Origin of the sequence: Acinetobacter sp. S54 (assembly GCF_016624945.1) — a bacterium.
GTDB lineage: Bacteria > Pseudomonadota > Gammaproteobacteria > Pseudomonadales > Moraxellaceae > Acinetobacter.
The window spans coordinates 41,722-55,072 of record NZ_JACVUI010000001.1 but is presented as its reverse complement, the minus strand read 5'-3'; the positions used below and the strand labels follow the sequence as shown (position 1 = coordinate 55,072).

Genomic DNA, 13,351 nt, shown 5'->3' with positions numbered 1-13,351 from the left:
TGCTTTGACTAAAGCATATTGTTCTTACGCTTCCGATCAGTCATAATTTGCATAATAGTCATTCAACAGAAATCATTTTTGTTGAGGCGCTAAATCAAAAGACTGCAAAACCATCCATATCTCGTTCTTTATCTCACTGGATGGCACAATAGGATATTTTTTTAAAATGACTCAGCAAGCACAGACCATTCAAGGCTCAATTGTCGCACTCGTCACCCCAATGTTTGAAGATGGTAGCGTAGATTGGAAGAGCCTGGAAAAGCTGGTTGAGTGGCATGTAAATCAGGGAACCAATGGTATTGTTGCCGTAGGTACAACCGGCGAACCATCTACATTAAGCATGGAAGAACACACGCAAGTGATCAAAGAAATCATTCGTGTGGCCAATAAACGCATTCCCATTATTGCGGGAACAGGTGCAAACTCAACCCGTGAAGCGATTGAACTGACTCAAGCTGCCAAAGAGCTTGGTGCAGATGCCGCTTTACTTGTGACTCCTTACTATAACAAACCGACTCAGGAAGGTTTATTCCAGCATTTTAAAGCGATTGCAGAAGCAGTTGAGCTACCTCAAATTTTGTATAATGTCCCAGGTCGTACTGGTGTCGATATGCTCAACGAAACTGTCGTTCGTCTAGCGGACATTACCAACATCGTTGGCGTTAAAGATGCGACAGGTGATATTCCTCGTGGTAGCGAATTAATTAAAGCTCTAAATGGTAAAATCGCAGTCTATTCAGGTGATGATGAAACTGCATGGCAACTCATGTTGGCAGGTGCAAAAGGCAATATTTCTGTCACCGCAAATGTTGCGCCAAACATTATGAGTGAACTTTGTGCCACCGCAGTGAGTGGTGATGCTGCCAAGGCTGAAGCAATTAACAATAAAGTTGCAAATGTACACAATAATCTATTTTGCGAATCGAACCCAATTCCTGTGAAATGGGCGGTACATGAAATGGGACTCATTGGCACTGGTATTCGTTTGCCATTGACACCTCTTGCACAGCAATATCGCGAACCACTCCGTAATGCCCTGAAAGCAGCGGGAATTATTCAATAAGAGCAGATTATGATGCAGTTACGACTTGGACTAACTTTTGCTATTGCCGCTATGGGTTTAGTAGGCTGTAGTAGTTTTAATAATCATTCTTTAGATTATAAGAATACCACTACGCTTGCTCCACTCCAGTTCCCGACAGATGCAACCGTGCGACCATTTACGCCACTGTATCCTGCGCCTACTGTCGATGAGCTTGCGATCGAACATGCACCCAAGCTTGAAAATAAGCAGGGAACACGTTTTGCACTACCTCGTCCTGATTCTGCCAAGTTAGATACCGATACTGCAACTCGTGCGAATAGCACTGTAGCGATGGGCCGTCCTCAGCTGGTTGTCGACGGTAATAAAAACCCATTGTTACAAATTAATGGGCCAACCTCAGACATCTGGCAATACACCGTTGCGACCCTTAGTAGTCTGAACTACAAAGTGTTAAATGAAAATAAAGCGGGTTATGAAGCGACCATCAAAGTCGGTGAACAAAGCTATGTATTGAAACTGACAGGTGTCGGCAATACCCACAATCTGGCTTTATTTAATCCAGATAACAGTTTTGCTGATCCAGCAAAAGCAACTGAATTGCTCAATCAGATTTATCAAAATTGGCCAGCCTAGGCTTTCTCTAGGCAAATTTTTCTTGGAAAAGGTTCCCCCATGTTAAAACAAACCTTGCTCTACACTGGTAAAGCCAAATCTGTTTATGAAACAGATGATGCAGACCATTTGGTTTTAGTCTTTCGTGATGATGCTTCTGCATTCAATGGCGAAAAAATCGAACAACTGGATCGTAAAGGCAAGGTCAACAACCGTTTTAACGCCTTTATTATGGAAAAACTGGCTGAAGCTGGGATCGAAACTCACTTTGAGAAACTTCTGACACCCAATGAAGTGTTAGTTAAAAAACTTAAAATGATTCCTGTGGAATGTGTGATTCGTAACTATGCCGCAGGTTCACTTTGTCGCCGTCTAGGTGTTGAAGAAGGTAAGGAACTTACTCCGCCAACATTCGAGTTGTTCTATAAAGATGATGGTTTAGGCGATCCAATGGTTAACGAATCTCAGGCAATTGCACTGGGTTGGGCAACCGCTGAACAGCTTGAAAAAATGAAAGAGTTGACTTACAAAGTCAATGACGTGCTAAAAGCCCTGTTTGATGCAGGTAACATGATTCTGGTCGATTTCAAACTTGAATTTGGCGTGTTCCATGACCGTATTGTATTGGGTGATGAATTCTCTCCAGATGGCTGTCGCCTTTGGGACAAAGACACCAAGAAAAAACTAGATAAAGACCGTTTCCGTCAAGGTTTAGGCGGTGTGGTTGAAGCGTATGAAGAAGTTGCTGCACGTTTAGGCATTGATCTAGACAACATATAAGCCCATTTGCTTTTCTTAAAAAACGAGTCAGATCACTGACTCGTTTTTTTATTTCAGAAGTATTTAAATTTTGTCTTATAAGAAAAATATGGTTTTTACTCAAAATTGAGTCGCTATGCCTCATAAAGTGGCTCTTAAGTCGTTATAAAAAAATACATAAATGCTCAAGGAATCATCTGGATTCATATGCATTTATTTTTTAAAAAGACAATACAACGAATGATTAAAACAACGACTGACGGCTTTAAAAAATAAGGAATTTAGTAATGAGTGAAGAACAACAAGATACTGATAGTACGCTCACTTGGCGTGAAAAAATGGCGATTGAAGAACATGAAAAGCTCTCGCCACGACTGGTTTATGAAATTATTCGTAAAGATGGTATAGAAGAACTGGAACGTCCTACCAAAGCCCTCATTTTCTCGGGGATTACTGCGGGTATTGTGATTAGTTTTTCCTTCGTCTTTAAAGCGCTTTTAAATGCATATCTCCCTGAAACAAAGGGCTCTTTCCTCATTGAAAATATGGGTTATACCGTCGGTTTTGTTCTCGTCATTTTAGGACATATGCAACTTTTTACTGAAAACACCATTGCCACAGTAGTTCCTTTATTTAAACCCTTTAGTGTTGATAAATTAAAAGGCGTCTTACGTTTATGGGGAATTGTGTTTATTTCCAACCTCATTGGAACCGCCTTAGCCGCACTCTTTTTGCTTAATCCTCATTTGTTTGATGAAAATCTTATGCAATCATTTGACAAGTTGGCCCATCATGTAGCTACTTTTACGGTATCTGAAAATATTATTAAAGGCATTCCAGCGGGTATTTTGATTGCCTCGCTGGTCTGGATTCTGCCTTCAGCAAATAATAAGTTTCTACTGATTTTCTTCATTACTTATTTGATGGCGTTAGGTGGTTTTACTCATGTCATTGTCGGTTCTGCGGAAATGGCATATTGGGTGTTTAAAGGCCAAGTAACTTTTACAGAATATTTATTCCAGTTTTTACTACCCACAGCACTGGGCAATATTATTGGAGGTACGGGCGTATTTACTTTATTAATTTATGGGCAGGTCAATGAAGAGCTGGAATAAACCACAATTTATTGCTGTTGTCGTTCCTGCTGCCAGCGACGTTGTTGCAATCGCTCACCTTCAACCTCACGTTTATTACGTGCCGATTCGTAGAGTTTTACCCCTTTCAACTCTGGCGGTAAATACTCCTGTAATACAAAATGCTCTGGATAATGATGCGGATAAAGATAATCTACACCATAACCTTGCTGTTTCATAAGTTTGGTTGGAGCATTTCTAAGATGTAATGGCACTGGTAAATTTGCAGTTTTTTCTGCTAAAGCTAACGCTCGATCCATTGCCAAATAAGTACTGTTACTTTTTGGACTAGTGGCTAAATACACCGCTGTTTGCCCTAAAATAATTCGCGCTTCAGGCATACCCACGGCCTGTACCGAACGAAAACATTCGCCAGCCAATAACAGGGCGTTCGGATTCGAGTTTCCAATATCTTCTGATGCTGCAATGAGCATACGTCGTGCAATAAAGACAGGATCCTCGCCTCCTTTAAGCATTCGTGCCATCCAGTATAAAGTCGCATCAGGGTCACTACCACGAATCGATTTTATAAACGCCGAGATAATATCGTAGTGCTGCTCGCCCGATTTGTCATAACGCGCAATATTCTGTTGTGCAACTTTGACTGTTACGGCATTCGTTATACTATTTTCTTGATCAGCTTCAAAGGTACTGGCAATCAGATCAATTAAATTCAATGCTTTGCGAGCATCTCCCGCAGCGAACTGAATCAGTGCATCATATTCTTCAATCTGAATATGTCGTTCTTTTAAAAAAGGATCGGTTTGAATAGCCTTTTGTAGCAAAGTTTGAATTGCATCTTGATCCAATGAATTGAGGGTATAGACCTGACAGCGTGACAATAAAGCACTATTTACTTCAAACGAAGGATTTTCTGTGGTTGCCCCAATTAAGGTAATTTTGCCTTTTTCAACGGCATTCAATAATGCGTCCTGCTGCGACTTATTAAAACGGTGAATTTCGTCGATAAAGACAACAGGCGTCAGTAAATCACCGCTTTCCGCGATAATTTCTCGCAGTTCTTTTACCCCAGTATTTAGTGCAGATAAACTCACAAAAGGACGATCTACTGCCTGTGCCAGTAACAACGCGACGGTGGTTTTACCCACTCCAGGCGGCCCCCAGAAAATAATCGAAGGTAAATGTCCCTGATCAATCATTTGACGCAGCGGTGCATGTTGGCCTAGCAAATGATCCTGCCCAATAATTTCGGATAAATCACGTGGACGTAAACGTTCAGGAAGTGGAATATGCGTATCTGACATCATCAATGGCTGTGTAATCTTTTACTGTAGTCTATTGTGTCTGGATCAAATCTACAATTTGAATCTGCACTGAGTGACCATTAGATACAACTTAACGCCGTTTCAAAAGCTCCTCAACCACCTGATAACTTGCACGAATGCGGGCCTCATTTGGAAAATTTGTATTGGCCAACATTACAATGCCTATTTTGTGCTGTGGAATAAACGCCGCATACGCCCCAAAACCATTGGTAGAACCTGTTTTATTAAATAAAGTTGAGGCTAACGCAATTTTGGGGGATCTAATGGCCGTAACTGGATGACTTTCGAGTGCCATTTGAGTGGAGTTTCCATCTAGCAAAGTTTCCAATTTTACCGGATAAGGGTATTGCTCCCACCCTAATCCTTGCGTCATTGTCCCCACTTTGAAATAGCCGACATGGGTATTTTCGATCGCTCTGCGTAATGGTTGTTTCAATTGTTGTGGATTAATTTGTGCATCCAGAAATTTCAACATATCTTCACTACTGCTTTTTACTCCATAGGCTTGTGCATCAAACATACCTGCGGAAACACGCAAAGCCTGATTCTCTTTATATCCCCATGCATATTGGGACATCTGCCGTTCAGGTACATGAATAAAACTCTCGGATAAACCCAATGCTGGAAAAAGTGTTTTCTCAAGCAGTTCACTATAAGATCTTTTCATCGCCAAAGCCGTCAGATACCCCATCAGCCCAATACTAGGATTGGAATATTGACGCTGAGTACCTATTTGATTTTTCGGCTGCCATGTTTGGAAGTAGTTCAACATATCCTGGTGTTGTACGATTTGATCTGGAAACTGAAGCGGGAAACCACCAGCAGTATACGTCCCCAGATTAAGTATCGTTGCACGATTAACCGCTGTATTTTTTAACTCTGGAAAATATTGGGCTGGATGATCTGCAAAAGAAAGTACTCCTTCTGCCTGTGCGTAGCCCACTAAAGTTGCATTAAATGTCTTACTAACTGAACCCAATTCAAATAGTGTATGGGAACTCACTGCTTGCCGAGTTTGTTTAGATGACACACCATAGTTAACAAAATAATGTTGTCCATTCAGCGTTACACCAACAGCCAGCCCAGGGATATTATACTGGGTCAATAGTGGCTTAAACTGCTGATCAACAATCGTTTTGACCTCCTGTGGGGTTAGGTCTTTTGCATAAAGCGATGAACTACAAACAGAAAACCCAACCATCCATAATATTTTTCTTAAACCGAAAGATTTCTCTAGTAATGACAACATCATTATTTCTCTATATCACTTAAAATTTTATTCGGCACTGAGCTTAAGTAAATGCGCGTTCGTACCATCTTCAATCACCCAGATTGAGCCATCTTTTGCTTGTATCAGCCCACGAATACGCTGTTTCATGTTCAAACGCTGAACTTCCTGTACAGGTTGAGATTTCAAATCCACCACCGTTATAGACTCTGAGGATAAACCACCAATCAGGGCTTTGTCTTTCCATGCAGGAAATTGATCTCCCTGATAGATGATCATACTTGATGGCGAAATAACGGGAGTCCAACTGATTTCTGGCGCTTTAAATTCAGGTCGGGTCGCATGGTCAGGTATTGGCAAGCCTGAATAATGATCGCCATTGGAAACAACGGGATAGCCATAGTTCGCACCTTTCACGATACGATTAAGTTCATCGCCTCCTTTTGGCCCCATTTCCACGACCCAAAGCTGCCCATTTCCATCAAAGGCCATTCCTAAAGGGTTCCGATGACCTAAAGTCCAAATTTGCGCGGCAACGCCCCCTTGATCTGCAAATGGATTTCCTTCAGTAGGATGCCCATCCTCATTTAATCGCACGATTTTACCTAGATTAGATTGCATATTCTGCGCAGGATCAAATTTTTGCCGTTCGCCTGAGCTAATCCAGAGTTTACCCTCTCGATCAAAGGCCAAACGATGGCCATAATGTCCCTGACCTGAAACTTTAGGTATCTGCTGCCAAATTTTTTGTAGATCAATCAGTTTAGGTTGGTCAGGAGTGCTTAAATCTAGTCGAGCACGAGCGACCACAGCTCCTTGTCCACCTTGACCAGATTCTGCATAGCTCAAATAGATCCATTGATTTTGCGCAAATTGAGGATGCAGAATGACATCACCCAATCCACCTTGGCCTCCATAACGAACTTTTGGAATGCCAGATACATTGAGACTTTGTTTCGTTACTGGATTAAAAATTTTGAGTACGCCCTGACGTTCACTCACCAGTAAACGCCCATTAGGCAGTTCGGCTAATGCCCAAGGTTCCTTAAACTGCGCGACTTCCTGAGTTTTAAAGGTCTGATTAATCTGAATCGGCTGAGTTGCGGTTTGGGTATGATTCGATGTCTGTTGTAATTCCTGTGAATGACTATTATTGGAACCGCAAGCGGTCAATAAAATTAAACTGCTACAAAGTAGCGACGTGGCAAATGGCATCGTCATCTTGATGAACCTCACTTTATTGTATTTTCTATTTTTATCTTAAAGACCGATCAAGAAATAAATATTTGAAAAATGTATTTTTGTTTTAGTCTATATTTCAAATAATTACTTTATATTTCAAAAACACGTTATGCATCATGTTGTTTGAGCGTTTGAATAATTTTGCAATTATCGATATTGCTGGTGGATTGGCAACGAGCGCGCAGTTGTTCGAGTTGTACTTTAAATTTTTCAAATTGCTGAATTTTATGATTAATATGCCCCAAATGTTGCTCAATAGCCTGATCCACCACTTTACATTGCTGCTGGGGTTGTTTGCGCAATTCATTTAACTCTTCAATTTCGTGTAAAGACATACCCAGTTCGCGACAATGCCGAATAAAAATCAATTGGTCTAACGCTTCATCATCATAGTAACGATAGTTGTTCTCCGCCCGTTTTGCTGCAAGGAGTAAACCTCGCTTTTCATAAAAACGAATAGTATCTACAGAAACCTGAGATTTTTTTGCAAGTTCACCAATCAAATATTTCATCATAAGACTTGACCCTAGAGTGACTCCAGACTTTCTAATGAGCTTATCCAAAGTGAAGGAAATTGCAAATGGCGTGCTGTAACTGTGATCATGAAGATATCCCTAAAGTCAAAAGCAATACGTTTAAAATTGCACTGTGGATTGCACTGATTTTAAATCTAGGTATGTTCCTCATTGAAATATTTGGAGGAATGCAGGCGGGCTCTGCTTCACTCTGGGCAGATGCACTGGATTTTTTTGGGGACTCGATTAATTATCTTATTTCATTGCTGGCATTGGGTTTGAGCCTCTATTGGCGTGCAACTGTAGCTCTATTTAAAGGGTTCACTATGAGTTTATTCGCGCTGATTATTTTAGGGAAAGTAATCTGGTCATATCTGCACAGTGTTCCACCTGAAGCAATCACTATGGGCGTTATTGGCGTTATGGCTTTACTCGCCAATATCATCAGTGCGGTGGTGCTATTTGCTTTTCGTGACGGCGATGCCAATATGCAATCAGTCTGGTTATGCAGCCGAAATGATGCGATCGGTAATATTGCGGTGATGATAGCTGCGCTCGGGGTCTTTGGAACCCAAAGTGTATTACCTGACTTGATTGTGGCTTTATTGATGGCAGGTTTAGGCTTGAGTGCAGGCTGGAGCATTATTAAACAGTCACAGCGGGAACGACGTGCTCAACAACAAAATCAATTGTCTCATTCGCATTAAATTTGCTTTTTTTTATCGAATCCAACGGACGATATAATCTTCAATATCGTCCTCTGAAACGTCCACTTCTGAAATACAGCGCCCTGCTGCCGATTTACGTGCTTTGATAGCACTTTGACGTGACCCAGTATTTAAATAATGCCATGACGGTAAATTTTTTCCTTCATTTAAACGTCGATAGGCACAACTTGAAGGTAACCAGCGAATCGTTTGTAATTTTTCGGGCGTAAGTTGAATACAGTCTGGAACGAACTGATGCCGATTGGAGTAATCTGAACAACGTGCCGTTTGACAGTCTAATAATTTACACGCCACTTTAGTATAGGCAATTTCTGCACTGTCTTCGTCTTCAAGTTTAATCAGACAACATAATCCACAACCATCACACAACGCTTCCCACTCTGCCTGATTGAGTTGTTCAAGCGAATAATGTTTCCAGAAAAATGGACGGGTTTCAGTGTTCATAAAGCAGGTGCCCCAACAGCGAATACACATTATAACACTGTTTCTAATGTGCATTCTTTACATAGTTTTTGTAACACAATTAATTGAATATTAAAGACAATATACAGATTGCACACATAAACAACACATAGCTTTTTAGTCTTAGGTTCTATATTTAAAGAACGATAAATATAAGGAGATTAGAACTATGTTTCGCTGGGCGATTATCTTTGCTGTGATTGCATTGATTGCAAGCTTGTTAGGTTTTGGTGGAGTTGCAGGCTTATCCAAAGACTTTGCAGTGATTTTATTGGTGGTTGCCGTGATTTTAGCCATTATTGGCTTTATTTCACGAGGTCGAGCTTAGGCTCCATCGACATCAATCATTTAGTTTAAGCTCTATTTAAAAAAGGATCAAAAATCCTTGTAAAATGATTAACAAACCCCGTTTAAATTCAGATTTAAACGGGGTTTTGTTTCGGGTATTTTAGGGTTACTGCATAGAGATTATGCATCCCTACATAAATTCTCACATTTATGACTAAATTGATTACATTGAATATGCATATCACCACGGTTTTTATGATTTAATCATTTTCAATTTCAGTTTGATATCAGGATTTAAGGTATGACATCTACCATCAAAACACGTGAAATTCACTATACCGCAAAAGATGGTTCAAGCCTGATTGGCTATTTTGCTGCACCTGCAAGTGAAACACCTGTGGCGGGGGTAATTGTTGCACCTGAATGGTGGGGAAGAACCGAATACACTGAACAGCGCGCACGTGAATTGGCTGAACATGGTTACGCAGCGTTAGCCATCGATATGTATGGTGACAAAAAAGTGACCAACACTGCTTCACAGGCCAATGAATGGATGACTCAAACTTTTCAAGATCCAGATACTATCATTACCCGTGCCTCTGCAGGTCTACAAACTTTAGCTGCGCAGCCAGAAGTCAATGCCGAACAACTGGCTGCTATTGGTTTCTGCTATGGCGGCAAAGTGGTGTTAGATTTGGCGCGTTCTGGCGAAAATTTAAAAGCCGTTGCTTCATTTCATGGAACATTAACACCTAAAGCCCCCGCCGAAGAAGGCAAAATTCAAGCTGAAATTTTAGTCTTGCATGGTGAACAGGACAGCCTGGTTACCCTGAATGATGTTGCTAAATTTAAAGCTGAGATGGATCATGCGAATGTTAATTATGAAGTGATTATTTTAGAAAATGCCAAACATGGCTTTAGTAATCCTTTAGCTGATGAACGTGCTCAAACTAATGGCATCGATTTAGGTTACAATCCACAAGCAGAACAGCAAAGTCTAAATGCCATGTATGGCCTGCTTGAAAGAACCTTATAAAATCTGCTGCACATAAGTGCCATATTCGTGTACATATATCAAGATGAGAAAAAGAGGATGAATCATGACTGAAAAACATTGCCCTTATTGCGAATTTGATGAATATGATGTCATCCATCAAAATGAATTTGGCGCCATCCTGCCCGAATCTCATCCTCTTTCTAAAGGACATTCGGTGATTATTCCTTTGCGTCATGTTAGCTCTTTTTTTGATGTGACAGATAAAGAAAGAAAAAGCCTGATTTCTTTAATCGAATTGGCGCGTAATGAACTTGATCTACGTCATCAACCCGATGGTTTTCATATCGCTTTTAATGATGGTGAAGTGTTTGGTAAAAGTGCTGAACATCTGCATATTCATATTATTCCCCGCTATAAGGGACAGGAACTTAAATTGGACAATCGCTGGGGCATTGTTCAGGGTTAGCGCCTGATTTAATCGAAAAGATGATCTATGAATCATCTTTTTTTTATCCTAAAAATAAGCCGATATGACTTACTCAGGTCAATTTGGTTATACTGCTGTTCCGGTCTTTGCTCTTTGTTTTCATGTCTGATTTTTCTTTTGCCGATGCCCTACTAAACTGGTTCGATCATCACGGTCGTCATGACTTACCTTGGCAAATTGCCGATGATCCCTACAAAGTTTGGGTTTCTGAAATTATGCTACAGCAGACGCAAGTGAAAACCGTACTGCAATATTTTGATCGTTTTATTGCACGCTTTCCCACAGTGGATGAATTAGGTACGGCGACATGGGAAGACGTTGCTCCTTATTGGGCTGGGCTTGGCTATTACGCACGCGCACGTAATTTGCATAAAGCTGCGATACAAGTCCATCAAAATGGCGAATTTCCCCAGAACCTTGAACAATGGATGGCTTTACCTGGTATTGGCCGCTCAACTGGTGGAGCACTGATGTCACTGGGGTTGCGTCAATACGGCGTGATTCTGGATGGAAATGTTAAACGTGTATTAGCACGTTTTTTTGCAATAGAAGATGATTTGTCCAAACCCGTACATGAACGCGCATTATGGCAAATAGCCGAGCAACTTTGTCCCGTTGAACGCAATCATGATTACACGCAGGCAATTATGGATCTGGGTGCGACTATCTGCACACCAAAAAAACCGTTGTGTCTTTATTGCCCTATGCAGCAACGCTGTAAAGCACATCAACAAGGTCTGGAAAATGAATTGCCTTTTAAAAAGCCTAAAAAAACGGTTCCTGTTAAAACTGCGGATGTTATTTTGATCCAGTCAAATAAACAATGGTTTTGGCAACAGCGTGATTCACATGGCTTATGGGGTGGATTATGGTGTTTACCGATTATTGAAGATAAAAACCAATTATCACAATGGCGCTCACAATTTGACCTTACTCCTCTTTCTTGCCAGACGCAGATTTCGCATAGTTTTTCCCATTTTACATGGTTACTGAACATACAAATGTTTCACGTGGAACCAGAACAGCAAGAACATCTCCTTACCGAGTTAAAAGGCTGTTGGTTAAGCCCTGAGCAAGCAACTGCCCGAGGAATTCCCACGGCTATGAAAAAATTGATCTCAGCTATCAATTCATGACATAGTGCAGATCGTGATCATAAAAATAACGGAGAGCCTGTGCCTCGCCATCTCCCCTATTTCATTCTCGGTTTTGTTTTAAGCTTACTGGCAGCCTGTACCACAGCGCCCAAAAAATCTCAGCCGTTATCCGCCAATCGCGTGAGTCAATTACAGATACAAAGACTGGATACACGCTTACCTATTCCAGTCAAAGGAATAAAACGTACTGAACTGACGGATACATGGGGCGCAGCGCGTAGTCAGGGTCGACGTCATGAAGGGATCGACATTATGGCTCCACGTGGAACAAAAGTGTACAGTGCAACAGATGGATTAATTGCCGATTTACGCAATAATAATTTGGGTGGCAAAGTTATCTGGATTTTGGGACCATCGGGTTCATGGCATTATTATGCTCATCTGGATGGACATAAACGCGGTCTTGCCATTGGAGACTATGTCAAAAAAGGTGATCTCATTGGCTATGTCGGCAATACGGGAAATGCACGATCTACTGCACCACATTTACATTATGGTATTTATCTGTCTGGAAAAGGGCGCGGTGCAATCAACCCTTATCCATATTTACGTTAGGAAATAAATTATGTCTGAAGCTCTGATCAATCGAATAGTTGAATTTGCCGAATCTGGTAATCAACAAAAAATCTATTTGAATCAGAAAAGCTATCAAGGCTGGATCATGGAAGTCTCTGAGGATGCCCTGCTCATTAGCACCGGTTACGCAGATAAATCTGGTCAAGATTTTTGGCTTAAATTTGAAGATTTAGCTCAGGCAGAGTTGTATTATTGGGATACATCTTCAGATCAATGGATGCCTTTTACTTTATAACAATAACTTAAATTATCGCTAAAAATAAGGAACCGCGCATGACTGTGCAACGTTGTGGTTGGTGTTCAAGTGATCCACTTTACATGTCTTATCATGATGAAGAATGGGGAAAACCAGAATTTGAAGAAAGCAGATTATTTGAAATGCTGTGCCTTGAAGGACAACAAGCTGGACTTTCATGGATTACAGTACTCAAAAAACGCGAAGCTTACCGACAGCATTTTTTTCAATATTCTATTGAAGACATAGCCCAACTCACAGATGAGCAACTTGAGCATAAACTAAGTGATACAGGTTTAATTCGTCATCTTGGTAAACTTAAGGCCATTCGTGACAATGCCACTGCATGGCAGGCACTCAAAAGTCAAGGATACAATATGACCGAATGGCTTTGGGAAACGGTAAAACAACATCCCATAATCAATGATGTTACAGATTATCGTCAGGCACCCGCCCAAACTGAACAAAGTCTACAACTGTCTAAACGTTTAAAGAAACAAGGTTTTAAATTTGTGGGGCCAACCACCTGTTACGCATTTATGCAGGCAGTAGGCATGGTCAATGACCACGAAAATCACTGTTCCTTTCGCTCATAAAATTT

At 40.9% G+C, this 13,351-nt stretch carries 17 protein-coding genes; 12 read left to right on the top strand and 5 right to left on the bottom strand.

Features of this window, described 5'->3' with window-relative positions:
- Positions 1 to 166: 166 nt before the first annotated feature.
- The 4 genes from dapA (at position 167) to IAE20_RS00240 (ending at position 3,531) form a co-directional block, all read left to right on the top strand.
- A complete protein-coding gene (dapA, locus tag IAE20_RS00255) occupies positions 167 to 1,063 on the top strand; it encodes a 4-hydroxy-tetrahydrodipicolinate synthase (protein ID WP_200458948.1) in 897 nt (298 codons plus the stop codon).
- A gap of 9 nt (positions 1,064 to 1,072) precedes the next feature.
- Positions 1,073 to 1,678 carry a lipoprotein-34 precursor (NlpB) gene (locus IAE20_RS00250; protein WP_200482778.1) on the top strand — a complete coding sequence of 202 codons (606 nt, stop codon included), beginning with the start codon at positions 1,073 to 1,075 and terminating at the stop codon, positions 1,676 to 1,678.
- A gap of 39 nt (positions 1,679 to 1,717) precedes the next feature.
- Positions 1,718 to 2,437 carry a phosphoribosylaminoimidazolesuccinocarboxamide synthase gene (purC, locus tag IAE20_RS00245; RefSeq protein ID WP_200458946.1) on the top strand — a complete coding sequence of 240 codons (720 nt, stop codon included), beginning with the start codon at positions 1,718 to 1,720 and terminating at the stop codon, positions 2,435 to 2,437.
- A gap of 266 nt (positions 2,438 to 2,703) precedes the next feature.
- Complete coding sequence (locus tag IAE20_RS00240; RefSeq protein WP_200482779.1) at positions 2,704 to 3,531, top strand: formate/nitrite transporter family protein; 828 nt, start codon at positions 2,704 to 2,706, stop codon at positions 3,529 to 3,531.
- 8 nt (positions 3,532 to 3,539) lie between these two features.
- Here IAE20_RS00240 and IAE20_RS00235 read toward each other — a convergent pair whose 3' ends face one another.
- The 4 genes from IAE20_RS00235 to IAE20_RS00220 all read right to left on the bottom strand — a co-directional run bounded on the left by IAE20_RS00235 (position 3,540) and on the right by IAE20_RS00220 (position 7,820).
- Positions 3,540 to 4,814 carry a replication-associated recombination protein A gene (locus IAE20_RS00235; RefSeq protein WP_200482780.1) on the bottom strand — a complete coding sequence of 425 codons (1,275 nt, stop codon included), beginning with the start codon at positions 4,812 to 4,814 and terminating at the stop codon, positions 3,540 to 3,542.
- A 91-nt stretch (positions 4,815 to 4,905) separates the two neighbouring features.
- Entirely contained in the window at positions 4,906 to 6,036 is a 1,131-nt protein-coding gene (gene ampC / locus IAE20_RS00230; protein ID WP_227611142.1) for a class C beta-lactamase, read from the bottom strand.
- A 75-nt stretch (positions 6,037 to 6,111) separates the two neighbouring features.
- A complete protein-coding gene (locus IAE20_RS00225) occupies positions 6,112 to 7,284 on the bottom strand; it encodes a PQQ-dependent sugar dehydrogenase (protein WP_200482781.1) in 1,173 nt (390 codons plus the stop codon).
- A gap of 128 nt (positions 7,285 to 7,412) precedes the next feature.
- Complete coding sequence (locus IAE20_RS00220; RefSeq protein ID WP_200482782.1) at positions 7,413 to 7,820, bottom strand: Cd(II)/Pb(II)-responsive transcriptional regulator; 408 nt, start codon at positions 7,818 to 7,820, stop codon at positions 7,413 to 7,415.
- A 65-nt stretch (positions 7,821 to 7,885) separates the two neighbouring features.
- On the opposite strand from IAE20_RS00220, the gene IAE20_RS00215 reads away from it, so the two are divergent.
- Complete coding sequence (locus IAE20_RS00215) at positions 7,886 to 8,527, top strand: cation transporter (protein WP_200458941.1); 642 nt, start codon at positions 7,886 to 7,888, stop codon at positions 8,525 to 8,527.
- A 12-nt stretch (positions 8,528 to 8,539) separates the two neighbouring features.
- On the opposite strand, the gene IAE20_RS00210 is transcribed toward IAE20_RS00215, so the two are convergent.
- Positions 8,540 to 8,992 carry a YcgN family cysteine cluster protein gene (locus IAE20_RS00210; protein ID WP_200458940.1) on the bottom strand — a complete coding sequence of 151 codons (453 nt, stop codon included), beginning with the start codon at positions 8,990 to 8,992 and terminating at the stop codon, positions 8,540 to 8,542.
- Between the two features lie 187 nt (positions 8,993 to 9,179).
- Here IAE20_RS00210 and IAE20_RS00205 point away from each other — a divergent pair, with 187 nt between their 5' ends.
- The 7 genes from IAE20_RS00205 (at position 9,180) to IAE20_RS00175 (ending at position 13,346) form a co-directional block, all read left to right on the top strand.
- On the top strand, positions 9,180 to 9,338 hold the full coding sequence (locus IAE20_RS00205) for a DUF1328 domain-containing protein (RefSeq protein WP_004986102.1): 159 nt from the start codon (positions 9,180 to 9,182) through the stop codon (positions 9,336 to 9,338).
- A 261-nt stretch (positions 9,339 to 9,599) separates the two neighbouring features.
- The gene (locus tag IAE20_RS00200) at positions 9,600 to 10,334 is read left to right on the top strand and encodes a dienelactone hydrolase family protein (protein ID WP_200482783.1); all 735 of its coding nucleotides are present in this window, start codon (positions 9,600 to 9,602) and stop codon (positions 10,332 to 10,334) included.
- 64 nt (positions 10,335 to 10,398) lie between these two features.
- Positions 10,399 to 10,761 carry an HIT family protein gene (locus tag IAE20_RS00195; RefSeq protein WP_200458938.1) on the top strand — a complete coding sequence of 121 codons (363 nt, stop codon included), beginning with the start codon at positions 10,399 to 10,401 and terminating at the stop codon, positions 10,759 to 10,761.
- A 122-nt stretch (positions 10,762 to 10,883) separates the two neighbouring features.
- Positions 10,884 to 11,918 (top strand): A/G-specific adenine glycosylase, encoded by a 1,035-nt coding sequence (mutY, locus tag IAE20_RS00190; protein ID WP_200482784.1) that lies wholly within the window; start codon positions 10,884 to 10,886, stop codon positions 11,916 to 11,918.
- 39 nt (positions 11,919 to 11,957) lie between these two features.
- On the top strand, positions 11,958 to 12,494 hold the full coding sequence (locus IAE20_RS00185) for a M23 family metallopeptidase (protein ID WP_200482785.1): 537 nt from the start codon (positions 11,958 to 11,960) through the stop codon (positions 12,492 to 12,494).
- A gap of 10 nt (positions 12,495 to 12,504) precedes the next feature.
- Entirely contained in the window at positions 12,505 to 12,750 is a 246-nt protein-coding gene (locus tag IAE20_RS00180) for a hypothetical protein (RefSeq protein ID WP_200458935.1), read from the top strand.
- A gap of 38 nt (positions 12,751 to 12,788) precedes the next feature.
- Positions 12,789 to 13,346: a DNA-3-methyladenine glycosylase I gene (locus tag IAE20_RS00175; RefSeq protein ID WP_200458934.1), complete on the top strand. Its 558-nt coding sequence runs from the start codon at positions 12,789 to 12,791 to the stop codon at positions 13,344 to 13,346.
- Positions 13,347 to 13,351 lie beyond the last annotated feature (5 nt).